The organism is Acinetobacter sp. GSS19 (assembly GCF_028621895.1).
Classification (GTDB): Bacteria; Pseudomonadota; Gammaproteobacteria; order Pseudomonadales; family Moraxellaceae; genus Acinetobacter.
On sequence record NZ_CP117520.1, the window covers coordinates 1,512,954 to 1,538,041 of the forward strand.

The 25,088-nt window shown below is 43.8% G+C and carries 24 protein-coding genes; 11 read left to right on the forward strand and 13 right to left on the reverse strand.

Going from position 1 to position 25,088, the window contains the following annotated elements; all coding sequences use genetic code 11:
* Positions 1-53: 53 nt before the first annotated feature.
* The 3 genes from PGW99_RS07280 to surE all read right to left on the reverse strand — a co-directional run bounded on the left by PGW99_RS07280 (position 54) and on the right by surE (position 2,788).
* Positions 54-983, reverse strand: coding sequence for a LysR family transcriptional regulator (locus PGW99_RS07280; protein ID WP_273776940.1), 930 nt, complete (start codon positions 981-983; stop codon positions 54-56).
* A gap of 94 nt (positions 984-1,077) precedes the next feature.
* Complete coding sequence (locus tag PGW99_RS07285; protein WP_273776943.1) at positions 1,078-1,887, reverse strand: peptidoglycan DD-metalloendopeptidase family protein; 810 nt, start codon at positions 1,885-1,887, stop codon at positions 1,078-1,080.
* A 124-nt stretch (positions 1,888-2,011) separates the two neighbouring features.
* Positions 2,012-2,788 carry a 5'/3'-nucleotidase SurE gene (surE, locus tag PGW99_RS07290; protein WP_273776945.1) on the reverse strand — a complete coding sequence of 259 codons (777 nt, stop codon included), beginning with the start codon at positions 2,786-2,788 and terminating at the stop codon, positions 2,012-2,014.
* 359 nt (positions 2,789-3,147) lie between these two features.
* Between surE and PGW99_RS07295 the strand changes: the two genes are divergently transcribed.
* The 8 genes from PGW99_RS07295 to PGW99_RS07330 all read left to right on the forward strand — a co-directional run bounded on the left by PGW99_RS07295 (position 3,148) and on the right by PGW99_RS07330 (position 10,057).
* Positions 3,148-3,486, forward strand: a complete 339-nt coding sequence (locus PGW99_RS07295; protein WP_273776947.1) for an MCR_0457 family protein — start codon at positions 3,148-3,150, stop codon at positions 3,484-3,486.
* A gap of 112 nt (positions 3,487-3,598) precedes the next feature.
* Positions 3,599-4,747 carry a D-alanyl-D-alanine carboxypeptidase PBP5/6 gene (gene dacC / locus PGW99_RS07300; RefSeq protein WP_273776948.1) on the forward strand — a complete coding sequence of 383 codons (1,149 nt, stop codon included), beginning with the start codon at positions 3,599-3,601 and terminating at the stop codon, positions 4,745-4,747.
* Between the two features lie 93 nt (positions 4,748-4,840).
* Positions 4,841-5,389 (forward strand): gamma carbonic anhydrase family protein, encoded by a 549-nt coding sequence (locus tag PGW99_RS07305; protein ID WP_273776950.1) that lies wholly within the window; start codon positions 4,841-4,843, stop codon positions 5,387-5,389.
* A gap of 133 nt (positions 5,390-5,522) precedes the next feature.
* The gene (locus PGW99_RS07310; protein ID WP_273776951.1) at positions 5,523-6,008 is read left to right on the forward strand and encodes an NUDIX hydrolase; all 486 of its coding nucleotides are present in this window, start codon (positions 5,523-5,525) and stop codon (positions 6,006-6,008) included.
* A gap of 4 nt (positions 6,009-6,012) precedes the next feature.
* Positions 6,013-7,146, forward strand: a complete 1,134-nt coding sequence (gene mnmA, locus PGW99_RS07315; protein ID WP_273776953.1) for a tRNA 2-thiouridine(34) synthase MnmA — start codon at positions 6,013-6,015, stop codon at positions 7,144-7,146.
* A gap of 13 nt (positions 7,147-7,159) precedes the next feature.
* A complete protein-coding gene (gene hflD, locus PGW99_RS07320; protein WP_273776955.1) occupies positions 7,160-7,891 on the forward strand; it encodes a high frequency lysogenization protein HflD in 732 nt (243 codons plus the stop codon).
* 53 nt (positions 7,892-7,944) lie between these two features.
* Positions 7,945-9,333, forward strand: coding sequence for an adenylosuccinate lyase (gene purB, locus PGW99_RS07325; protein ID WP_273776956.1), 1,389 nt, complete (start codon positions 7,945-7,947; stop codon positions 9,331-9,333).
* Between the two features lie 76 nt (positions 9,334-9,409).
* Entirely contained in the window at positions 9,410-10,057 is a 648-nt protein-coding gene (locus PGW99_RS07330; RefSeq protein ID WP_273776957.1) for a DUF2238 domain-containing protein, read from the forward strand.
* Between the two features lie 95 nt (positions 10,058-10,152).
* Here the strand turns inward: PGW99_RS07330 and PGW99_RS07335 are convergent, their stop codons facing one another.
* The 8 genes from PGW99_RS07335 to PGW99_RS07370 all read right to left on the reverse strand — a co-directional run bounded on the left by PGW99_RS07335 (position 10,153) and on the right by PGW99_RS07370 (position 20,104).
* Complete coding sequence (locus PGW99_RS07335) at positions 10,153-10,767, reverse strand: cytochrome b/b6 domain-containing protein (RefSeq protein WP_273776959.1); 615 nt, start codon at positions 10,765-10,767, stop codon at positions 10,153-10,155.
* Positions 10,768-10,961: 194 nt separating this feature from the next.
* Entirely contained in the window at positions 10,962-11,924 is a 963-nt protein-coding gene (gene sohB / locus PGW99_RS07340; RefSeq protein WP_273779466.1) for a protease SohB, read from the reverse strand.
* A gap of 138 nt (positions 11,925-12,062) precedes the next feature.
* Entirely contained in the window at positions 12,063-12,977 is a 915-nt protein-coding gene (pstB, locus tag PGW99_RS07345) for a phosphate ABC transporter ATP-binding protein PstB (RefSeq protein WP_273776960.1), read from the reverse strand.
* A 13-nt stretch (positions 12,978-12,990) separates the two neighbouring features.
* Complete coding sequence (gene pstA, locus PGW99_RS07350; RefSeq protein WP_273776961.1) at positions 12,991-14,367, reverse strand: phosphate ABC transporter permease PstA; 1,377 nt, start codon at positions 14,365-14,367, stop codon at positions 12,991-12,993.
* Positions 14,364-15,743, reverse strand: a complete 1,380-nt coding sequence (pstC, locus tag PGW99_RS07355) for a phosphate ABC transporter permease subunit PstC (RefSeq protein ID WP_273776963.1) — start codon at positions 15,741-15,743, stop codon at positions 14,364-14,366. Before pstC ends, pstA begins: the two co-directional genes overlap by 4 nt.
* 105 nt (positions 15,744-15,848) lie before the next feature.
* Positions 15,849-16,880: a substrate-binding domain-containing protein gene (locus PGW99_RS07360; protein ID WP_273776966.1), complete on the reverse strand. Its 1,032-nt coding sequence runs from the start codon at positions 16,878-16,880 to the stop codon at positions 15,849-15,851.
* A 318-nt stretch (positions 16,881-17,198) separates the two neighbouring features.
* Positions 17,199-18,731, reverse strand: coding sequence for a pyridoxal phosphate-dependent decarboxylase family protein (locus tag PGW99_RS07365; RefSeq protein WP_273776968.1), 1,533 nt, complete (start codon positions 18,729-18,731; stop codon positions 17,199-17,201).
* A 2-nt stretch (positions 18,732-18,733) separates the two neighbouring features.
* Positions 18,734-20,104: a diaminobutyrate--2-oxoglutarate transaminase gene (locus PGW99_RS07370; RefSeq protein ID WP_273776970.1), complete on the reverse strand. Its 1,371-nt coding sequence runs from the start codon at positions 20,102-20,104 to the stop codon at positions 18,734-18,736.
* Between the two features lie 482 nt (positions 20,105-20,586).
* Here PGW99_RS07370 and PGW99_RS07375 point away from each other — a divergent pair, with 482 nt between their 5' ends.
* Together PGW99_RS07375 and PGW99_RS07380 are read left to right on the forward strand one after the other, a co-directional pair.
* Complete coding sequence (locus tag PGW99_RS07375; protein WP_273776973.1) at positions 20,587-21,288, forward strand: SIMPL domain-containing protein; 702 nt, start codon at positions 20,587-20,589, stop codon at positions 21,286-21,288.
* A 162-nt stretch (positions 21,289-21,450) separates the two neighbouring features.
* Positions 21,451-21,930 carry a hypothetical protein gene (locus PGW99_RS07380; RefSeq protein ID WP_273776975.1) on the forward strand — a complete coding sequence of 160 codons (480 nt, stop codon included), beginning with the start codon at positions 21,451-21,453 and terminating at the stop codon, positions 21,928-21,930.
* An 85-nt stretch (positions 21,931-22,015) separates the two neighbouring features.
* Here PGW99_RS07380 and PGW99_RS07385 read toward each other — a convergent pair whose 3' ends face one another.
* A complete protein-coding gene (locus PGW99_RS07385) occupies positions 22,016-23,134 on the reverse strand; it encodes a fatty acid desaturase family protein (RefSeq protein ID WP_443098189.1) in 1,119 nt (372 codons plus the stop codon).
* Positions 23,135-23,146: 12 nt separating this feature from the next.
* Complete coding sequence (locus PGW99_RS07390; RefSeq protein ID WP_273776977.1) at positions 23,147-24,214, reverse strand: ferredoxin reductase; 1,068 nt, start codon at positions 24,212-24,214, stop codon at positions 23,147-23,149.
* A gap of 137 nt (positions 24,215-24,351) precedes the next feature.
* Between PGW99_RS07390 and fabR the strand changes: the two genes are divergently transcribed.
* The gene (gene fabR, locus PGW99_RS07395; protein WP_273776978.1) at positions 24,352-25,050 is read left to right on the forward strand and encodes an HTH-type transcriptional repressor FabR; all 699 of its coding nucleotides are present in this window, start codon (positions 24,352-24,354) and stop codon (positions 25,048-25,050) included.
* Positions 25,051-25,088: the final 38 nt, after the last annotated feature.

Genomic DNA, 25,088 nt, shown 5'->3' on the forward strand with positions numbered 1-25,088 from the left:
GATTTAATGCATTGAAAAAGCCGCGGTTCGCGGCTTTTTTTATTCTTCAGCTTTTATAAAGCGTCTTGAAAAATTCGGCCACCGGGTAACTGGCTAAAATATTGTTTCAATGCATCAACACAGCGATGGATTTTAATCGGTTGTTGTTCTTGTTTCGAAATCATCGCACATAAAGTGAACGCGGGTAATTTCCATTCCGGAAGGACTTCCACTAACGACCCGTTCTTTAATTCTTTTTGCACATCCAGATAAAAAATGCGTGCAATACCGTGGCCCTGTTTACACAAGGATTTGGCGACTGAAACATTATTGGAATGCAAACGGGCATTCATCTCAACCTCAACTGCTTCGCCAGTGCTGTTGTGCTGAAATGCGAAATGCCGATCATTCTTGATGATATTGGTTGGAAGCAGTTCATGATGCTGTAAATCTTCCGGCCGGGTGAGCGGTACGGTCTGATTTAAATAGCTCGGTGCAGCAACCAGAATCTGTTCAACCGGTGTTAATGGTACAGATGCAATATGCTGATCTTCTGCCTGAGGATTCATCCGCAGTGCAATATCAATCCGCCCTTCTATCAAGTCGACATCATGGTTATTGGTTTCTATTTTAACGGATAGGCCACGATGCGCCGCCATCCAGTGCGACAAAGCAGGCACCAGATGGTTTGCCCCCAATTCAGGCGTCGTAGCGATACGTAATTCACCAACCAGATCATCACGCAATTCATTGATACGCGTTCTGCCGCGTTCCGCAGCAGCGAGCATTTCTTGGCAGCTGTGGAAAAAAGTCTGGCCCGCCTCAGTCAAACTCAGCTTTCGTGTCGAACGGTGCAGAAGGGTGACTTCCATTTCATGTTCTAAGGAGCGAATCTGTTGGCTGACAGCACTGGTGGTAATGCCCAAAGCTCGGGCAGCACCACTGAATGAACTTTTTTCTACAACACAAGCAAAGACACCCATTGCTCGAAGTTGGTCTAACATAAATTTCCCTCTGAAATTATGAGATGCTCCATCCTTTTTGATAAAAGCAACTCATTGTATTATACGAGGAATTTCACATAATGCATTATTTTTATCAATTAGTTGGTAAAACACCGACAGGATTCACCGGCTTACCATCTAAACGGACCTGAAACTCCAGCATCACACGATTGGTTCCACTCGATCCCATCTCAGCAATCTTCTGCCCTGCTTTCACATTTTCACCACTTTTCACATTCATTTTACTGTTATGTGCATAGGCAGTGATATAACCATCAATATGCTTAATCAGCACCAGATTGCCATATTCTTTTAAGCCATCTGCAGCGTAGACTACCTGACCATCTGCTGCTGCATATACAGGATCCCCCATATTACCCGCATAGCGAATCCCCTTCACATTGCTGGCTAGATTGAAACCTTGCAGCACGGCACCATTACTTGGTTTCACCCAACGTAAGCTACTCGCTTTCGCAATTGCAACCGAAGTAGCTGATTGAACAGGTGGACTGCTCACGACTGGGGCACTCGGAAAATTCATACTTTGACGTTGAATCGGTGCAGCTTGTGTAACAGCTTGGGTCGTAGTACTGCGACGCGCTGTCCCAGATTGTTTCAGGCGTAATGACTGATTCACATAAATCCGGTAAGGCGGTGTAATATCATTCATTTCAGCAATACTGGTGTAACTCAAGCCGTAGCGCGCAGCAATCCCACTCAAGGTATCTCCGGAACGCACAGTGTAGAACTCAGGAGCAATCGCATAACGTGCAGGATTATTGACTTGAGGTTTAGAGGCACAACCAGTCAGTGCAATCGTTGAAACAACGGCTACGGACAACACGATGGTTTTTAGCATATTTGTCGGCACATAAAAGAATGGCTGTTGTCGAAGCAATTGCATTGATCTCCCTCTCCAGGTTCAGTCAAACATAAAAATCAAGATGGGCTAAGGTTAACAAAAAAGACAGCTAAAACACCTGTATCCAGCTGTCTTTTTCACAAAGTTATAACATTCTATTTTGTTTTTATCGCATTGCACTTAATTGGTTTTGTAAACTGCTGAGAACCTCATAATTGGTTGCATCCATCTGAATCGGGGTAATGCTCACGTAACCATTCGCAACCGCAAAAAAATCGGACTGAATATCAGCAACATTTTTACGAGGTTCAGCAACTGCTTCACCGGCCAGTCCGATCCAGTAGACTTGACGGCCACGTGGATCGACATGGCTGGTAATCGGTTTAGACTGTGTCCGGCAGCCCTGATAGGTAATCTGTGCGCCCTGTAGCTCTTCCACATCTGGAATATTGATATTCAGGATATGGCGTGGAGGCAATTTGGGCACCCCTGCGGCAATAAAATCATGCATCCATTTTGCTGCAACGGCATAATCATTCGGATGCAAATAAGAACGAACATTACTCCCTGCCAAGGAAACCGCAAGTGCTGGCTGTTTCATCAGACGCCCTTCAAATGCAGCACCCACGGTTCCCGAATACAGCACATCATCACCAAGGTTGGCACCACTGTTAATGCCGCTGACCACCAGATCAAATTCGAAATCAAACAGGCCATTCATAGATAAATATACACAATCCGCCGGTGTACCATTGACTGCCCAGACATCTTCAGCAATCGGTACAGCACGTAAAGGGCGGTCTAGGGTTAGGGCACTAGAAAAACCGCTACGTTCGCTTTCTGGTGCCACAATCACGACACGGCCTAACGGTCGTAATGCGTGTGCAAGTGCTTGAATCCCGGGTGCAAAAACACCATCATCATTGGCAAGAAGAATATTCACAACAATCTCAATCTATTAATAAACAGCGAAAAGTAAAAATACAAAATCGATTATGGATTATAGCGACTTCAACAGTTTCATCCAGTCATTACATGAACAGGTTCACAACTTCGGTGTAAGCCTAGATCTATAAGCTTCGCGTTTATTCGTTGCCCCGCTACAGTCATTCAAACCATACATGAGTTATTTAAATAACACCCCAGACATGTGATTCAAAGCAACAGCATTGATACATTTTTTTGCGACATTTCGATTGCAAAAGCATTAGGCTATTTTGCATTATGGTTTGATCAAGACGCATCAGGAATAACATGAAATTCAACTGGATAAAAACGTGTGCATATGGCCTCGGATTAAGCATGGCGTTCGTACTGAGCAGTACTCAGGCAGCCTCTACGGAAAATATTGAAGTCACTCAACAGCAAATTACTCAAGAAGAGCTGGCAGCGATTTACGTTTTGTCGGACATTTGCCCGAAATTGGTCGGTGATAACCCACAGTTCAAGCAAGGGATGGCAGCCTTAGCCGCTGAACATTTGCCACAAGAAAAAGATCCCGTTGCTGCATTAAAACAACTGAGCCAAACAGCGCAATTCGAGAAAGTCCTGAAAGAAGCTCAAAACGATGCCCAAGTGGCTGGAGATACTGAAAATAAACAAATCTGTGAAGAGATCATGGCCTACGATCGCAAAAACTAAATAGTTACAATACATTCTGAAATAAGCCGACTTTGCCCATAGCAGTCGGCTTTGCTTTGTCCTAAAATGCTAGCTCGTTTGTGCCCCTGTACTAAGATTGGAAACACCTAGAATGACCCGAAAAAGCGCCATTGCTGCATTGTTACTTATACCTAGTTTTTCTTATGCAGCAACAGTCTTATCCTCTCCACCAGAATTAAACAATAAATCATATGTGTTGATGGATTACGAGACGGGACAAATCCTGGCTGCCAAAAATGAAAATGAAAAGCTAGCCCCTGCATCGATGACCAAAATGATGACCAGTTACCTCATCGAGCAAAAATTATTAAAAGGCGAACTGACGGAAAATGAAAAAGTTCGCATGAACGAATCCGCATGGTGCCGTGGTAGCAGCACAGAGTCCTGTATGTATGTCCCATTGAATGGTACGGCAACCGTATTGGAGATGCTGCGCGGGATTATTATTCAATCGGGTAACGATGCTTCTAAAGCCATGGCAGAGCACATTTCTGGCAATGAAGGGACTTTTGCTCATGCGATGAACCAAGAAGCAAAACGTATTGGCATGACCAATACACACTTCATGAATTCAACCGGTATGCCAGCTGAAGGTCACTACTCTACAGCGAAAGATATGGCAACACTGGCACAGCACATCATTAAAGACAGCTCAAAATATTATCCAATCTATTCAGAAAAAGAATTTACCTTTAACGGTATCAAGCAAGGTAACCGTAATGCCCTGCTTTATACCGATCCAAGCGTGGATGGTTTAAAAACCGGTCATACTGAAGAAGCTGGTTACTGTCTGACAACATCCAGCAAACGTGGTCCAATGCGTCTGATCTCGGTGATTTTTGGTGCACCAAGCATGAATGAACGTGCTTCACAAACACGTGAACTGCTCGCTTGGGGCTACGCGAACTTTGAAACCGTTAACGTACAGCCAGCCAATCAGGTGCTTGCAAAGAGCAAAGTCTATTTTGGTAAAGAAAATGAAGTACAAATCGGTCTAGCGGAAAACTTCAACGTCACTATGCCAAAAGGCCAAGCTGACAAGATCAAAACCCAGTTGGTGGTTCAGCCTAAACTGAATGCGCCACTACAAAAAGGTCAGGTGATTGGTAAATTAGTGGCAAGCCTAGATGGTAAAGTGATTGCTGAAAAACCACTCGTTGCCTTAAAACCAGTAGAAGAAGCCGGCTTCTTCTCACGTCTGATTGACCATATCAAGCAATTCTTCAGCAACCTGTTCTAAATTCAGGTCGCTGCAAAAAAGCATTCATATCTACGGTATGAATGCTTTTTTATTTTATACTTTATCCCTATCTATAAAAATTCAGCTAAACCTATGCAAAAGAATATCCGGCCGTACCTCGAACATCAGCCCCAAATTGATTCCAGCTGTTATATTGATGACATGTCCGTCGTAATTGGCGATGTCAAACTGGCCGAAAATGTTTCGGTTTGGCCTTTTGCAGTCATCCGTGGGGATGTCAACAGCATTGAGATCGGCCGTAATAGCAATGTGCAAGATCATGCCATGCTGCATGTCAGCCATAAAAATGAGGTAAAACCAAATGGTTCTCCGCTCATCATCGGGGAAGATGTCACCATTGGCCACCATGTCACCTTGCATGGCTGTAGCATTGGTAATCGGGTCTTAATCGGGATCAATACTGTGGTACTCGATGACGTGATCATTGAAGACAACGTGATGATTGGTGCAGGTAGTCTGGTACCCCCACGCAAGGTATTAAAAAGCGGCTATCTGTATGTGGGAAGTCCGGTACAGCAGGTACGTCCACTGACCGAAAAAGAAATCGCCTTCTTGCCATATTCAGCCTTACATTATGTGAAGGTCATGAACCACCATAAAGACAATCAGGCTGCAGATTAAAGATTTGCTAGTTTAGACATGTGAGCCTGATGATCAGTATTTTATCTGATATCAGGTACCTCACGGTTAGATCGGCATAGCCATGTAGCGAGAAATTTCGTAGAATACGACTTTTATCCTATGGTGCTTTTTGATGACCGCTTGGACACCCCATGTCACTGTTGCGACTGTCGTAGAAAAAGACGGGCGTTATTTATTCGTTGAAGAACATACTGAAGGGGTGGTTCATACTGTCTTCAATCAGCCTGCAGGTCATGTGGAATGTGGGGAAACCCTGATCCAGGCCGCGATCCGCGAGACCCAAGAAGAAACTGGCCACACGGTGGAAATTGATTCCTTACTCGGGATCTATACCTATACACCGCCAATGTTTCCTGATCGTACCTATTACCGCTTCTGTTTTTTGGCACATAGCATTGAGTATGATGCTTCAGCTGAGCTAGACGATGGTATTACCGGCATTTGCTGGATGAGCTTAGATGAACTGCAAGCTTCAGCACGTGCGCGTAGTCCTTTGGTTATCAAAGCCATTCAAGATGCCCTAGCGGGTCAGAAATATCCACTGTCGCTAATTTATGAGCATTTTTCTCCCTCATTAACCTCTCATTTGGATGCCTAATCCTATGCAACAACGTGTCATTGTCGGTATGTCAGGTGGTGTAGATTCTTCTGTTTCTGCAGCGCTATTACTTCAACAAGGGTATCAGGTTGAAGGTCTTTTCATGAAAAACTGGGAAGAAGATGACGGCACGGAATATTGTACAGCACTGGAAGATTTGGCCGATGCACAGGCTGTATGTGACAAACTCGGAATTAAGTTGCACACTGCAAATTTTGCCATGGAATACTGGGACCGGGTGTTTGAACATTTTCTGGCGGAATATGCAGCTGGCCGTACGCCGAACCCGGATATTCTCTGCAATAAAGAAATCAAGTTCCGTGCTTTTCTCGACCATGCGATGACACTGGGAGCAGATTTTATTGCCACAGGCCACTACGCACGTCGAGGTGAGACACTCTACAATTCGAAAGGCGAAGCCTACGCCCCTCTGCTGCGCGGTTTGGATAAAAATAAAGATCAGACCTATTTCTTGCACGCAGTACATGGTCGCGAAATCAATAAAACCCTTTTCCCTGTAGGTGAAATTGAAAAACCACAGGTGCGTAAAATTGCCGAAGAATTAGGTTTAGTGACCGCAAAGAAAAAAGACTCAACCGGTATCTGCTTTATTGGTGAACGCCGTTTTAATGATTTCCTTAAACAATATTTACCCGCTCAACCCGGCAAGATCGTGCTAGATAATGGTCAGGAAGTGGGTGAGCATCATGGCCTGATGTATTACACCTTGGGACAGCGCGGTGGTATCGGTCTCGGTGGCATGAAAGGTGCCCAAGAAGGTGCCTGGTTTGTGCTGTATAAAGATGTTGAAGGCAATCGTCTGGTCGTTGGTCAAGGACATGAGCATCCGCTGATGCAAAGCACCATGCTCTGGACAGACAATGTCGACTGGGTTGCTGGAGAACAAGAAATTCCCGCGAATGGTTTACGCTGCACAGCTAAAACCCGTTACCGTCAGCCAGACCAAGCCTGCACACTGTATCGCGATACGCCAGACAGTAGCCGAATTCGTGTTGAGTTTGACGAGCCACAACGTGCCGTGACACCGGGTCAAAGCGTGGTATTTTATCAGGATGAGAGCTGTTTGGGTGGCGGGGTCATTTTACAGACCAACGCACCTAAACCGGATTTTATTTAAAGGAATGTCAGGCATGGTTGAGCTACCTTTTCAGCAACCACCCGCTTTAAGCACACGGCAAAACCGTGCACTGGCCTTGGCTGGTGTTTTTCAGGCTGCCCAGCTCACACATATGACGGCTATGAGCGGGCGTCACAGCATTGGTGAAAGTGGCAATTTCTATTTTGAACAGTTGCTCAAAGCCAGCCTGAATATTCGCCCCACTCGCAATCATTCCACTCAAACGCTGGATTTTTTTCATCAGTTGGCTGATGTGTCCTTGGGACTTAAAACATTGGAAAGTAGTATTACCCAGCCCTTTTCGGTGATGCCCAAATCCAAATTGCCCAAACTCAGCCATGCCAAATTACCGCTTTCCTATGCGATGTCACTACTGCAACTAGAAAAAAAAGTCTACAGCAATCCTAAATACGTTGAAATTATTGAACAATCACAGCAAAAAATTCTGAAACAGCTGTCTTTCTTCGACAATAATTATCTGCATCCAAGCATTCTTGCCAATCTGGCACAGACCTATGTGGATACCGCCGGTCAGATCAACCCGCGGATTCTAGTCAGAGGAAATCCAGAAGCGTTTAAAGACAGCCAGCACACCAACCGGATTCGTGCCAGCCTGTTTACTGGCTTGCAACTGGCGCATCTCTGGCGTCAGCTGGGTGGCAGCTCCTGGAACATGATTTTTAGCAAGCGTAAGCTATTGCACGATATTCAAGATTTGGCCCGTTTGCAGTATCAGGTCATTTAACCATACTGCAAAGACTTTCACTTTTACCTTTATTCCATGATTAAGGAATCCCTATGAATGCTTTAACCGCACTTTCTCCACTTGATGGACGTTATGCCAGCAAATGTGATGCGCTGCGCCCTTTCCTTTCTGAGTTCGGCTTGATTCATGCTCGTGTAACGGTTGAAGTACGTTGGTTACAAGCCTTGGCGAACCGCCCTGAAATCACTGAAGTTCCTGCATTTTCAGATGAAACCAATGCAGCACTTGATGCAATCATCACACAATTCTCTGAAGATGACGCTAACCGTATTAAAGAAATTGAACGCACGACCAACCATGACGTGAAAGCCGTTGAATATTTCTTAAAAGAGAAAATTGCAGGGATTGACGCACTGAAAAATGCTGGTGAGTTTATTCACTTTGCCTGTACGTCTGAAGACATCAACAACTTGTCACATGCCTTGATGTTAAAAAATGGCCGTGAAGTGCTTGCAGCATCTATGCAAAAAATCCTAGATGCGATTGTCGCTTTGGCTGAAACCCATGCAGACCAACCAATGTTGTCTCGTACTCACGGTCAAACTGCCAGCCCAACCACTTTGGGTAAAGAAATGGCCAACGTCGCTTACCGCTTGGCACGTCAAATCAAACAATTCAATAACGTAGAATTGCTTGGCAAAATCAACGGTGCTGTAGGTAACTACAATGCGCACCTGTCTGCTTACCCCAATATAGACTGGGCTTGCCATTCACAAGCTTTTGTTGAATCTTTGGGCTTAACATTCAACCCATACACTACACAAATCGAACCACATGATTACATGGCTGAACTGTTCGATGCGTTACGTCGTTTCAACACCATCTTGATCGACTTTAACCGTGACGTCTGGGGTTATATTTCTTTGGGTTATTTCAAACAAAAACTTAAAGAAGGCGAAGTCGGTTCTTCAACTATGCCGCACAAAGTGAACCCAATCGACTTTGAAAACTCTGAAGGTAACTTAGGGATTGCCAACGCCGTATTGGCACACTTGGGTGAAAAATTACCTATTTCTCGCTGGCAGCGTGACCTTACAGACTCAACAGTATTGCGTAACATGGGTGTTGGTTTTGCACAAAGCTTGATCGCATTTGATGCCTGCTTAAAAGGTATTGGTAAGCTTGAGTTGAATGCTGCACGTTTACTTGAAGACCTTGATCAGGCTCAAGAAGTTCTGGCAGAGCCAATCCAGACGGTAATGCGTCGTTACAACGTAGAAAAACCATACGAGAAATTAAAAGCACTTACTCGTGGTCAAGCAATGACTCGCGACATGATGGTGAATTTCGTGAATGGTGAAGAACTTGTACAAGTTCCTGCCGCTGACCGTGCACGTTTGGCTGAAATGACACCTGCAAGCTATACCGGTAATGCCGCTGAACAAGCAAAACAAATCAAGGTGTTAATTGAAAAACTGTAATTGTTGACAATTCACATTCAAAAAGCGAAGCTCTATGCTTCGCTTTTTTATTTTTAAGAATAACTCGATAATCCCCATGATCTATAAAAATTTTGGCATGGCCCATTGGGGCAGTTTAGGACTGGTACTACTGGCCTCTCTGCTTGCATCAATTCATCCACTTGAATTTGCTGCCTACCTGCTACATCAGTCTGGCACTGTGGTTATGGTGATCTTGTTAATTCTTCTGAATAAACGTTTTGGTTACAGCTTATGGGCGTTCCATCTCTACAACGTATTTTTGATCCTACACATTATCGGTGCCCATTATCTATATTCTTACGTTCCCTATAATGAACTATTGATCCACGAGTTCGGGTTTGATCTCGATCAATTTATGGGCTGGCCCCGCAATATGTATGATCGGCTGATTCATTTTGGATGTGGTTTATTACTTTATCCTTTTATTTACCGCACATTTGAGGCCTGGCTACCACCGGTCAAGCCCTATGTGCTGTTTCTGCTCGCTATTCAGTTTATTATGGCCTCCAGCTTAATTTACGAGCTACTGGAATGGTGGATTGCACTGACCATGTCACCAGAAGCTGCAGAAAACTATAATGGCCAACAAGGTGATGCGTGGGATGCCCATAAGGACATGTTCTTGGCCATTCTAGGCGGTGTGTTTTATGGCCTGCCTGCCTTATATGCTGCCCATCGTAAAAACAAACAAGTTTCTTACTAAACAATTTATGACGTTCTTATAGAAAAAATGGGCAAATCGATTTGCCCATTGTCATTTTTATCATCCTAATTTTTATATGTATGATTCAAACACAATTAACTGAGATACCAATACCAGAAAGCCATTAACCCACCTAACATCAAAGCCATACTGAACAAAGCGGTTCCTGAAAATTCCTGTCCCCAGAACATTTTTTTTGCCCAGAATTTTTTCTGAACCCCCATATTCAACAGTAGCGATGCAATATGCAATAGCACGGCAGTTAAAAACAGGTTAGCCAGGAATTCATGTATTTCTTTTAGCGTATGATTAAAGGTATTTTCTGTAGCATAGCCAAAAATTACAGTAAAAGGTAACACCAAAAAAATCAGCAAAATACTGACCTGAAACAGGCCGGAACTTAAGGCTTGAAGACTAGCTTGTGATATCAAATGAGCAGGTGCTTTGAAAACCCGCTGCAGAAAGTTTTTGCCGATGGTCAACCGCTTACGCAAACCAAACGGCTGACTCACCCCAAGCATCGGTGCCAGAAATTGCCATACCAGACGCAATCCCAAACTGATCGCCAAGGTATAACCAAACATCATGTGCCAGTCATGCCAATCTTCGCTATCACCGGTCAAATAGGCAGCTAAAAAGCTCAACATAATAATGAGATGCAGAAAGCGAATTGCGCTATCCAAATGAATCTTGCTCTGCAAGGTCTGCATGAATGATTCCCCCTAAATGTTATACTTATTTTACAATCTCTAACTTAATCAATGATTAAACGACAATGCATATTTTGATGAATGAACATCTATAATGCTCAAATTTAGCAAGAAATCATACATAACATCACGATAAATTATTTAAATAAAAAGCACTGAGATTCAGTGCTTTTTACAAAGTCGCATCTAGCTCATTAAAGCTGGCTATCACGCAACTGAACGAGACTGTGGTTAGTCTTAGTCACCTGATTAATCAACTTATCCACCAGAGTCGGGATGACATGATCCGCCAGTTGTGCAGCCTGTAATCCGAGCTTTTCACCGAGTGTAGGCTTGCGGCGGGTACTGATCACATAAATGTCATGCTGGGCCAATAATCCGAGTAGATATTCATCTGAGGTCTGTAACTGATCCACCAAATTCAGATCCAGAGCATCCTGACCATACCAATGCTCACCAGTAGCAATCTTCTCAACATTCAATTTAGGACGGTACTTTTCAACAAAATGTTTGAACAGTCGATGTGTCTGCTGTAATTCCTGCTCGAATTTGGCCTTACCCTCTGCGGTATTTTCACCAAACATGGTGACGGTACGCTTATATTCCCCCGCCGTGTACAGCTCAAAATCTACATGATGCTCTTTCAGCAAACGATTAAAGTTCGGCACCTGTGCCACCACCCCAATCGAGCCTAGCACCGCAAACGGTGCAGAAAGAATCTGATTGGCGATACATGCCATCATGTAACCCCCACTCGCCGCAACTTTATCGACACAAATGGTCAAATGGAAACCGGCATCACGTAACCGCACCAATTGCGCAGCGGCTAAACCATAACCATGCACCATTCCTCCCGGGCTTTCTAGACGCACCACCACGCGGTCACGTCCGGCTTTGGCTGTAGCGAGAATCAAGGTGATTTCTTCACGCAGATTTTCAACCGCTGAAGCCTGTATATCTCCTTTAAAATCAATCACAAAAATTTTCTGGTTTTGTTTCTTGCGAAGTCTTGCCTCTTTGGCCAGCTGTTGACTTAATTGTAATAGTTCAAGTTTGGATGCTGTATTCTGTGCAATCTTTTTACGTTGCTCATTCACCCGGGCATTCAAATGAGTGACATGAAGTTCCGCTGGAAATTTAGGCAAGTGAAATAACATACCGGTACTATTCTCAAAATTCATTTACGATCATAAAGATGAAGGCCAATCGCTTAAAATTCAATATGTTTTTTGCAATAGAGAATAAAAAAGCCGTTCACACTCTAGTGCAAACGGCTCCTTCACCGAGGAAATCGATTAACCGAAACGTCCGGTAATGTACGCTTCTGTCAACTGATGATCAGGTTGAGTAAAGACTTTCTCAGTTGAGTTCACTTCAATCAAGTCACCCAAGTGGAAGTATGCTGTACGATCCGACACACGTGCAGCCTGTTGCATTGAGTGCGTCACAATCGCAATGGTGTACTGAGTGGATAATTCAGAAATCAATTCTTCGACTTTTGCTGTCGCGATTGGATCGAGTGCAGAACATGGTTCATCCATCAAAATCACTTCAGGACTCACGGCAATAGTACGCGCGATACACAAACGTTGTTGCTGACCACCTGAAAGACCTGTACCTGGCTGGTTCAAACGATCTTTAACTTCATCCCAAAGACCAGCTTTGCGTAAGCTGTTCTCTACGATTTCTTCCAAATCATATTTGTCACGTGCCAAACCATGCAATTTTGGCCCATAAGCCACGTTATCAAAAATTGATTTCGGGAATGGGTTTGGTTTTTGGAACACCATACCCACTTGTGCGCGCAGCAAGACCACATCTAGATTTGGATCATAAATATCCTGGTTATCCAGCATGACTTTACCTGTCACACGACATGAATCAATCGTGTCATTCATACGGTTTAAAGTACGCAGGAAGGTCGATTTACCACAGCCTGAAGGACCGATGAAGGCAATCACTTCATTTTGATAGATCTCTAAATCGATCCCTTTGATGGCTTCAGCTTCACCATAGTAGACATGCACATCGTTGGTACTGATTTTGACGGTTTTATCCGCATTTTTTTTGCTTGAAGTACCAGTTTCGAATTGCGAAGTAAACGAAGTGCTTGGACGGCTTGGCTCAGTAGACTGAGAAGTAAATTGTGTATGTTCAGAATTCACAGCTTTATCCTGTTTTAAGGAATTTGTTACATCAAGAGTATTCATGGTGTGGCCTCAATTACCAACGCACTTCGAATTTTTTACGTAGCCAGATGGCTAGACTGTTTAGTCCGATCATCAAGGCAAGAAGTACAATAATCGCTGCAGCAGTACGACCTTCAAAGAAGTTACGTAGCTCGTTACCCTGCCATAAGTAGACTTGTACTGGTAAAGCAGTTGCCTGATCCATTGGAGTCGCAGGAATGCTGGCAACGAAGGCACTCATACCAATCAATAGCAGTGGCGCAGTTTCGCCCAATGCATGTGCAACACCGATAATCGCACCCGTCATGATGCCTGGAAGTGCTAATGGCAAGACATGATGGAAAACCGTTTGTACTTTAGATGCACCAAGCCCCAAAGCCGCCTGACGGATCGAAGGAGGTACAGCTTTTAGCGATGCACGTGTAGTAATGATCACCGTTGGAAGCGTTAATAAACTTAACACTAGACCACCCACCACGGGTGCAGACAAAGGCAAATGCATCCAGCCAATGAAGATCGCAGCACCTAGCAAACCAAAGACAATCGATGGAACAGCAGCAAGGTTATTGATGTTCACTTCAATAATATCAGTCCAGATATTTTTTGGTGCAAATTCTTCAAGATAAATCGCACTCGCAACACCAATTGGAATTGAAATCAGGATAACGATCAACATCATGAACAATGAGCCCATGAATGCACCTGCCATACCTGAAGTTGCTGGCGAACTGCGTGAATCTGGATTAGTAAAGATATTGGTGTTGAACTTGCTTTCCAAAATTCCTTTTGCTTCCAGATCATCAACTAGCTTACGAGTATCTGCATCAAGCTGTTGTTGATCATCTGGCAAGCTACGGTCAATTTTACCGCTCATCCAGACATCAACGTTGGCATCTGCAAGAAAAGTCATTTCTTTCTTTTGACCAATTAACGCAGGGTCTGCCATCACCATGTCACGTAAACGATACGCTTCAGAACTGGTATAAATGCTGTTGAGATAATCACGACGAGCTTCAAGCGTTGGATCTTTTGCAATCATGCCATTCACAATCAGTGCATCCCAATCCACCATACCCATCTTGGTTTGCCATTCGACATAACGCGCTTGGTATTGTGCTGGGTTTTCATTGGCATTCTTGGCCGGCTGTGGGCCAGCATCAATCAGATCAGGATCGAAATATACCGGAATCGTGATGCTCGCTTGCCAGAATGCAGGCAAGCCTTTTGACATGATGCTACCAAATAATAGCGCTACGAAAAACAAGCCCACCACGACAGCGGAAAGACCAAATAAACGGAAAGTCTTCTCTTTGCGGTGACGCTTAGCCAAAGATTTCGTGATCTTGTCTTTACGCTCTTCACGTAACTGAGCGGCATTTTGGTCCAGAAGAGATGTATTGGATGTACTCATTCGTATTGCTCGCGGTATTTACGCACGATGTAAAGTGCGATGATGTTCAAACCTAGGGTAATCACGAATAACGTAAGACCCAATGCAAATGCCACCAATGCTTGTGGACTAGAGAAGTCAGTATCACCTGTTAGCTGTTTCACAATGGTTACAGTCACGGTTGAAACGGCTTCAAATGGGTTTGCATGCAGTAATGGACTGTTACCCGCAGCAAGAACCACGATCATGGTTTCACCCACTGCACGAGATACAGCAAGCAGGAACGCACCAGTAATCCCTGGTAAGGCAGCAGGTAAAACCACCTGACGAATCGTTTCCGATTTGGTTGCGCCGAGTCCCAAAGAACCATCACGGAGTGCACGAGGTACCTGAGTAATAATGTCATCTGATAAAGATGAAACGAATGGGATAATCATGATGCCCATTACGAAACCAGCGGTCAGTGCACTTGTTGCATTGATTTCCAGACCGACACTATCACCGAGCATTTTAAAGAATGGGCCAATGACCATCATGGCGAATACGCCATATACAATCGTTGGAATACCTGCAAGCACTTCAATGGTTGGTTTAGCCCAAGAACGCAAACGCGCAGAAGCGTATTCTGCAAGATAAATCGCGATCATCAAACCGATCGGTACCGCCACCAGTAAGGCGATCCCGCTCACCATCAATGTACCCCACAACAGTGGAAGTAAACCGTAGCTTCCTTCGGCATTACCTGAAGTACTGAAACCCGGGTTCCATTCAGTTCCAAAGAAGAAATCAACAGGGCTGACAAAGCGGAAGAAATGCATTGCTTCACCGAACATTGACATCACAATGCCCACGGTGGTCAAGATGGCAACGCCTGAACACAAAGCCAAGGCAACATTAATGACACGTTCCACCTGGTTACGTGCACGATATTGCTGGCTCACATGTTTTTTCGCCCAGACCAAACCAGCCAAGGCAACACTAATAATGACAGCTAATTTAGCGTATGCACTGATACTTTGCATTTTCGCCAGTTGTTGTGCTGCAGCAACTTCATAAGCGGCAGGTTGATCACTTACACCAAATCCTGATGCAATCGACTGTACGCGATCCATAAGCACTTCAACTGCTGCCTGATCCATCCCTGCTGCAACAGCTGCAGGCAGATTGGTTAGAACCAGGTGACGAAGAATGGTCGGTTCAGCAAGACCCCAAACAATCAAAATTAAAAAAGCAGGGATGCCACACCACAATGCAACCAATGCCCCATAGTAACCAGGACGTGAATGCAAAGAAGCCGAGTTATTTCCCTGACCTGCTAGAGTACGGCTCTTACGAAGCCCAATCTGATACGCAATGGCTACAAGAGCCAATAATACGCCAATTAGTAGCAGATTCATGTATTCTCCACTGTTTTTTCAATTTTCATTCTTTGAAAAAACCTCGATTTAGCAAAAAAAGCCGATGCTAGAGTTTCTCTAGCATCAGCTCTGATTTGTTTAAACTTAGTTTACAGTTTTACCTGCTTTGAACGCTGCAAGAACTTTTGCACGTTCTGCATCGCTCATTGAGATCAAGCCAGCGCGATCCAATTTAGAACCTTTACCAGATACTTTCTTGTTCAGGAAGTATTCTACGTATTGTGGTAAACCTTTGATTGATTTCAAGTGGTCGCCTTTTACATAGAAGTAAAGTGGACGAGATACAGGGTACTTACCTGAAAGTATCGTTGCTTCGCTTGGTACAACGTTGTTTACAGTTGCAACACGCAATTTGTCACGGTTTTGATCATAGAAGCCTAGACCGAATACACCTACAGCGCTTGGAGAAGTTTTCAAACGTGCTAGAGTTTCAGTATAGTCACCCGCGATTTCAATTACGCGACCGTCTTTACGGAAAGTAGAACATGCTTTTTTCTGTGCATCTTTGTCTAGGTTTTTGAAGTATTCGTACGCTTCACAACCTGCTTCAACCATTTTCTCTTGGAACACTTCACGTGTACCGTGGTTAGATGCTGGGATTACCAAAGTGATTGGTTCGTTTGGAAGTGATTTATCAATCTGGTTCCAACGCGTATATGGGTTAGCAACCAATTTACCTTTAGATGGCAATTGCGCAGATAATGCAGCAAATACATGGTATGGCTTCAATTTAAAAGCAGCTTTATGCGAGTTTGAAGCAAATACAATACCGTCATAACCGATTTTGATTTCGTGTACTTTAGTTACACCGGCTTTTTTACAAGCAGCTAATTCTGTATCTTTAATTTTACGAGAAGCGTTCGCAACGTCGATAGTATTGTCACCAACACCTTGACAGAACTGTTTTAAACCAGCTGAAGAACCACCAGAACCAACAACTGGTGTTTTGAATTGTGGGAAAGTATTACCGAATTCTTCAGCAACGATACTTGCGTATGGAAGTACAGTTGATGAACCAGCGATCTGGATAGTGTCACGTGCTGCGTTAGCTGCAGTAGCAATAGTGGCACCTGATACAGCTAAAGCGATTGCGATTTGACGTGGGCTGAAGCGCATGCTCTTCTCTCTTTAATGTGAATGTAGTTTGCTGTACGTCACTTTTTTGTAGTGCGCTGTACATTTTCGATAGGTGCATTTTGATTTTAAAATATGACAATTAAGTGACAACTTGATGACGCTTTGATGATTTTTATAGTCTTATCTTTGATTTTATTAAAATTCTTTAATTTTCAATATGTAACACAAAATATTTCTTTGTGAAAATGATCACATTGTTTGTAATATTTTTTTAAATGCAAAATTGAGACAATAAAAACGGCCACCAAGGTGACCGTTTCTAGATACTACAGATTTTTCAGTGCAGAAATATCGAAATTAATCGATTGGCGGCACATACGTTCCAGTTGCAATCGCATCTTTAATACGGTCTGCTTCTGCCAGAACCTGAGTCAACAACGCTTTAACATTGTCAAGTGTCGCCACCGGGCTGAGGGTAGTCATTTTCAATGACTGAACCTGACCTACCTTGGTTACACCAATATTGGCTTCACCACGCGCAAACAGCTCATCTGCAACGTTCTGGTTTAAGGTATCAAGGAACTCAGCAGGATAGCCTTCTGGCACCACACGGAACAGCACAGATGCAAATTGCGGCTCAACCAGCAACTCCAAGCCTTGAGTTTGCTTGATGTAATCCGCGACTTCACGTGTCAGTTTCACACCATGGTCAATCATAGAGCCATAGAGCTCTTCACCCAGGGCTTCAACGGTCATCCAAAGTTTCAATGCATCAAAACGGCGAGTCGTTTGCAACGATTTAGAGACCAAGTTTGGTACACCATGCTCTTCGTCGTATGCAGAGTTCAGATATTCTGCTTCGTAGTGCATGAAACGATAGTTCGCTTCATCTTTCAGCAAGAAAGCACCGCACGAAATCGTCTGGAAATAATGCTTGTGGAAGTCCAGCGTAATCGAATCGGACAATTCGATCCCATCCAGCATGCCACGGTATTCATTAGACAGGATCAGTGCACCACCCCAAGCAGCATCGATATGCATCCATGCGCCATACTTATTGGTGATCTCACGGATCTGCTTCAATGGATCAATCGCACCGGCATCGGTTGTCCCCGCAGTTGCAACAACACACGCCACGATTTTGCCTTCTGCCTGTAAATGCGCCATGGTTTTTTCCAGGGCATCCACATCCATTTGAGCATTTTCGTTGACCGGTACAGTCACAACAGACTGGAAGCCCATGCCCATCATGGCCATGTTCTTTTGTACCGAGAAGTGTGCGTTCTCCGAGCAGATCACTTTAACGTTACGCATCGCCTCTGCAGGGATACCGTCACGTTGTACCGACCATGGGTTACCGTTTTCGTCTTTCCAGTTCTTGGAAATACATGCATCTCGTGCCAGTAACACACCCATCAGGTTAGATTGAGTACCACCTGAGGTGAACACACCTGCCTGGCCTGAACCATAACCAACTTTTTGGCGGAGCCAGTCAATCAGCTGCACTTCCATCAATGAACCTGCAGGACTTTGATCCCAAGAGTCCATCGACTGGTTCGTGGCATTGATCAACACTTCTGCAATCTGGCTGGTCACCATGGTTGGGCAGTGCAAATGAGCCAATGAGTGAGGATGGTGAACTTTCAAGCTTTTATTCAGGAAAAGCTCAACCATACGTTCAAGCGCTTTATGGACACCTAAACCTTCTCTTGACGGGTGGAAAGCAATTGCTTTACGCAATTCCTTGATGCTACCACCCGTATACATTTTGTCGTTTTGCAACCATGCTGCAACTGCGTGCGTTGCTTCAGCCATTGCTGACTCATAGTCAGCAATAGACTGCGCATCATTGCAGAGTAACGCTTTACGATGTTCTGCAAAATCAACCATGATTAGCCTCGTACCGCTTTCAATGCTTCAGCAACGGCTTTCTTGAAGCGAGCGATCACTTCAACACATTCGTCTTGAGTAATGATCAACGGGCAAAGTAGACGGATCACTGTACCGTTACGACCACCTTTTTCCAGCAACAACTGGTTGTTGAAACACGCTGTTTGAATCGCAGCAGCCAATTGTGCATCCGCAGGATAAGCACCAATATGATTTGGTTGCTGGCGTTCATCAACGATTTCAATACCAAGCATCAAACCACGACCACGAACATGACCAATACATGGGAATTCAGCAGCAAGTTTTTTCATTTCTGCTTGCAGGAAATCACCGCGTTCTTGTGCATTTTGTGCAAGGTTTTGCTCTTTGATCACTTGCAGTGAAGCTAGACCTGTACCCATCGCTAACTGGTTACCACGGAAAGTACCCGTGTGACCTGCAGGTTGCCATGCATCAAATTTACGTTTGATACCGAGTACCGCAAGTGGCAAGCTACCACCAACGGCTTTAGACATCACCACAACATCCGGCTCAATACCAGCATGTTCAAAAGCAAACATTTTACCTGAACGGGCAAAGCCAGCTTGAACTTCGTCTAGAATTAACACGATGTTGTGTTTTTCAGTCACTTCACGGATTTTTTGCAACCATTTTGTTGGTGCAATAACCACACCGCCTTCACCTTGAATTGCTTCAAGAATCACGGCAGCCGGTTTTGTCACACCGCTTTCTACATCTTCAATAAACTGTTCAAAGTAGTAAGTTAAAGCGTCAACACCTGCTTCACCACCTAAACCTAACGGGCAACGATATTCATGCGGATATGGCATGAACTGTACGCCTGGCATCAAGCCATTAACTGCATTTTTAGCACTCAGGTTACCTGTCATGGCCAAAGAGCCATGGGTCATACCATGGTAGCCACCAGAAAAACTGATCACTGAACTGCGGCCTGTATACGTTTTCGCAAGCTTGATCGCAGCTTCAGTCGCATCGGCACCAGAAGGTCCACAGAACTGTAAGCAATATTCTTCTTTACCACCTGGCAAGTGAGAAAGTAAAGCTTCTGTAAATGCATCTTTTAATGGAGTAGTTAAGTCCAAAGTGTGCAAAGGAAGACCACTTGCAAGGGTATCCTGGATACTTTTGATCACCGCAGGATGGTTATGACCTAAAGCCAATGTCCCTGCCCCAGCTAAACAATCAAGGTACTTTGTACCTTCAACATCAGTAACCCAGCAACCATGTGCTTGTGCAATTGCTAGCGGTAATTTACGCGGATAGCTACGCACATTCGATTCCATTTGACTTTGGCGAGTCAAGTAGTATTCGTTAGTGGAATTGGTGGCAGGGTTTACAGAAGTAACGCTCATATCGGATTACCATCTCTGATAAGGGTAAAAGAAATAAGTCTGGTGACTTGTGGTCCTTTGACTCGGTGCTTGTTAGAATCTAGTGAAGACACAACAGTGTTATATATCTTATAACTAGGAGCGCGATGATACCTAATTTTCAAAGAAAATAAACGTATTTTGTGCAGTTTACCGAGCTAGATTCATGGAAAAACTTTATCAATCTCATTATTAGATTGAATTATCATCATACTATGTGACAAGCCAAAGAAAACTTTAATTTTTATACGATTTATTCCACATGTTTCTACCTCGTAGCATCATCCTCTTTCATCAAAATTAATCGATTGATATTTATTGTTTTTTTATAGAAAACCTGCCCAAGCAAACTACCCTTCATTACAATTTAAAGACAAAATCTACCTAATAGACTCATAGAGTAGAATTATTATCTTACACAACAGCCAACAATTTCTTAAGAATCAACAAACAAGGTTAACAATATGCGTCGTTTTATCTTATCTAGCGTTTTACTGAGCAGTTCAGTACTTGCCCATGTGCAAGCTCAACCCGTAGAAAGTCTGAATTATCAAATTATCAATCTACAAGCTGAGGCCTCACGTGAGGTGTCTAATGACGAAATGCAAGCCATTCTGTTTATTGAAAAATCCAACCGACAGCCTGCCGAATTTGCTGCTCAGATGAACCAATTAATGTCTCAAGCAATACAGACTGCACGCAAATATCCTCAGGTGAAAGTAAAAACGGGTTCGCAGAGCACTTACCCGATTTATGATACGGATAACCGTAAACTGAAAGAATGGCGGGGTCGTGCAGAAATCCAGATCAATAGTCAGGATTTTAAAGCTGCCAGTCAGCTCATCAGTGAATTACAGCAGAATTTCCAGACTGAATCGATTAGCTTTAGTGTATCTGACCAGCAACGAAAAACTGTTGAAAACGAATTGATGATCGAAGCTTCGAAAAACTTTCAACAGCGTGCACAAGCCGTCAGTAAGGCTTGGAACAAAAATCAGTACACTTTGGTTAACCTCAATCTCAACACCAACAACTATTTTCCACAGCCAATGGTACGTAGCAGCATGAGTAAATTGGCGAGTGCAGAGGCCATGCCTGTACAAGACATGAGTGCAGGTGAATCAAAAATCAGCGTCAATGCAAATGGCAGTATTCAATTAAAATAAGTCAGATGAAGAGGGTGAGTTTACTCATCCTCTTGACTCCCACTAAAGCACTATGAAGTTTTACTTTATAAATCTTTACATCTCGGATATTGTGAAAATGAATTAGTTCACAGTACATTAATGAAGCAAATGATAAGAATAACAACATGTAGGACGACCTCAATGAAGAAAATACTGTTATTTAGTCTCATCGCTGGCTGTAGTCTTCCCTTGTGGGCAGCAGATCTACAATGTGAAGGATCCATCAAAAATCGCACTATTTATAGTAATATTCAGGTCAAAAAGAACTGTTCTTTGGAAAAAGTGACGGTTACGGGCAATGTTTTACTGGAGAACCAAGCCTCGTTGCATTTAAATCAGGTCACCATTAAAGGCAATCTGGAATCACATGATACCTTTGACCACGTGTCTGCTAAAAGCAGTCGTTTTAATGGTAATATTCAACTAGAAAACGGACATCGTGTAGATTTAATAAACAATCTTATTCTTGGAAATTTAGCTTTAGAAAATAACAAAGCACAGATCCAGGTCAGTCAAAATACCATTCAAGGCAATATGACCTGCTCCAATAACTTACAAAATCCGCAAGGTCAGCAAAACGAGATTCTGGGCAACAAAGCCGAGCAATGCTCAAGCCTCTAAGATCTATCTTGAATTCATCACTAGATAATGAAAAACCCCCAAATAGGTCACTATTTGGGGGTTTTTATTTTGGGTTTATTCAGTCTTATTTGTTAAAAGGCAACGCGTATTTGAAAATACGACCAATCACCTGTCCATACTGTTTAACCAGGCTGGCATTGTTATAGTTCAAACCATATTTTTTACATACGGCTTCAACTTTTGGTGCCATTTTACGGTAACGACGTGCTGGAATATCTGGATAAAGGTGATGCTCAATCTGATGGCTCAAGTGACCTGTCATGATATGGAACAGCTCTGAACCCGTTAAGTTTGAGGAACCACGAATCTGGCGCATATACCAGTGACCACGGCTTTCGTCTTGTAGAACGGTTTTCGGGAACACTTCCACATCTTTAGTAAAGTGACCGCAGAAAATCACACTAAAGGTCCATACATTACGAATACCATTCGCTGCCAGGTTGCCTAGAAACACAGGTAATGCAGCCGGACCAGCAATTAACGGGAAGAAAACATAATCTTTAAACAGCTGTTTGCCAATTTTCTTCTGTAAAGGTTTCCATTCTTCTTTCAGTTCCTGCTTGGTTTTGCGGCCCATCCATACTTTACCAATTTCCAGGTTCTGAATCGCAACGCCCCACTGGAACAGCAAGCAGAATGGGACACTATAAATCGGTTGTAACAAGTAACCTGGTTTCCAGCGTTGTTCTGGGAATAAGCGTAGCAAACCATAACCGATATCATCATCCATACCTTTAATATTGGTATAGGTATGATGTTTGTAGTTATGGGTTTGACGCCAGTTGTCTGCAGTCCCCACGATGTCCCATTCAAAAGTTTGACCCTTGAATTTTGGATCGTTCATCCAGTCATACTGGCCGTGCATAACGTTATGGCCTAATTCCATGTTTTCTAGAATTTTAGACACGCCCAACAAGCCTGTACCTAACACCCACGCTGGTGGGAACCAGCCTGCAAAAAGCAAAGCACGGCCGGCAATCCCGGTATAACGCACTGCTGAATAGATCTTGCGGATGTACTTAGCATCTTGTTCACCCAAATCATCCAGAACTTCTTGCTTGATGGCATCAAGCTCTTTAGCGAGTTCATCCAGTTCGGTTTTGCTTAATTCACGGTTTTTCGGGTTTTTAAAATATTGGATTTTAGATGCAACTTTTGATGCAATATTCGCTGGCATATTCATAGAACAATACTCTTAAAGATCAATCACAAGGTCAGACTGGGCTGCGTTTACACACAATTTGAGCGCATCACCTGGCTCTGTACTTTGTGCACCATTGACTAAGTTTTTCGTTGCACCTTGCACCTTGTTACAGACGCATTTATGGCAGATTCCCATACGGCAACCATATTCTGGGTTCAGGTTGGCTTGTTCCAAGCCCACCAGGATAGACTGGCCTTTTGGAATAGCCACAGTCTTGTTGGATTTACTCAGGGTAATATTGACGAAACCAGTTTCATCTGAAGCCAACTGGGTCAGACTAAAAGCTTCACCTTTGAACTGTGCTGCACCAGTAAACAATTGCTCTGCTGTCGAGACGAATCCAGACGGACCACAAGCATAAACAGTCAGCTGATCAAGCTGTTGCAGGTCTTCAAGATGACGGGCATTTAAGCGCTGATCCGCTTCAACATCCTGGGTATAGAATACTTTGAACTGAAACTGAGGATGCTGGTCTGCCATTTGTTCAAAACGTGCTTTAAACGCAACATCCTGATGGGTTTTCACCCAGTACCACAATTGTACCGGTGTTTGCTCGGCCTTATCCTGTTCAAGCAAGGCTGTAAGCAAGCTCAACATTGGGGTAATCCCGCTACCGGCTGCGAGTAACAACAACGGTTGTATTTGTTGTGGAAGCTGCATGTCACCATAAGGCTGACCGAATTCAATGACGTCGCCCACTTGTGCCTGCTCAACCAGCCAGGTGCTGACTAGCCCCTGCTCAACTTTTTTCACGGTAAGCATGACATGTTCAGCGTCAATGCGAGTCAGACTATACGTCCGCTCATAACGACGGCCTTTGATCTCAACAAAAACCGGATGATGCTGCCCTGCCTGCCCCATCACAAAGTGACGATTGCAACGTAATGTCAGACTGACAATCCCGTTGGCAGTGGTTTCTTTCTGTGTAATTTGGCCCAAGGCTTGTTGAACGGACCACATAGGGTTGATCTTTTGCAACCAAAAATTTGCTGCATTCGGATCGAAAACCGCTTCCGCAAGGATATTCAGGGGAGATTTTCGTTTTTGTAGAGCTTGCATGACATCTGAACTCTGATGATTTTTAATTATTATACATGTGTATATATATTTGTATATACATTCGTGCAATTTATTACATTTCCCAAGCTGCAGTGTTGTGGCTATAATCCGAAGAGATGTCCAAATCATGGAAAACTATGCCGTCCTCTTCTACCGTTCACAACAGCATTGATACTCGTGCTCAAGACAACCTGAATGTCCTTGAGAAAATGCCTACACGCAGTGTGGGCCGTAAAGCCACGATCACGAAAGAAGAATTGTTTCAGGCGGCATTGAACCTGATTGGTCCAGAAAAAAGTATCGCTTCACTCAGCCTGCGTGAAGTTGCACGTGAAGCCGGCATTGCACCCAATAGTTTTTATCGCCATTTCAAAGATGTTGATGAACTGGCTATTGCCCTGATCGATCGTGCCGGCATTGTTCTGCGTCAAATTATTCGTGAAGCACGTTTGGAAGCGACTAAACAGAACAGCATTATTCGCAGTTCGGTGGAAATTTTCCTGCAACAACTGGATGCTGATGAAGGCAACCTGAGTTTATTGCTGCGTGAAGGGTATACAGGCTCTTCCTCCTACAAACAGGCAGTGGAACGCCAACTGAATTTTTTTCAGCAAGAATTACAAGAAGATTTGGTTCGCTTGGAGCAACTGCACAACAATAAACTGTATCGTCCAGAACTGGCTGCCAAAGCCATTACCCAACTGGTCTTCCATATGGGTGCCAAAGTGATTGATCTGGATCAAAATGAACGTCGAGTCGTGGCAGAACAAACCATGATGATGATCCGCATGATTCTGGAAGGCGCACGTCATTTACATGAGGAACCAAACGCTTAAACGCGATAACAAAAAGCGCCCGAAGGCGCTTTTTTATG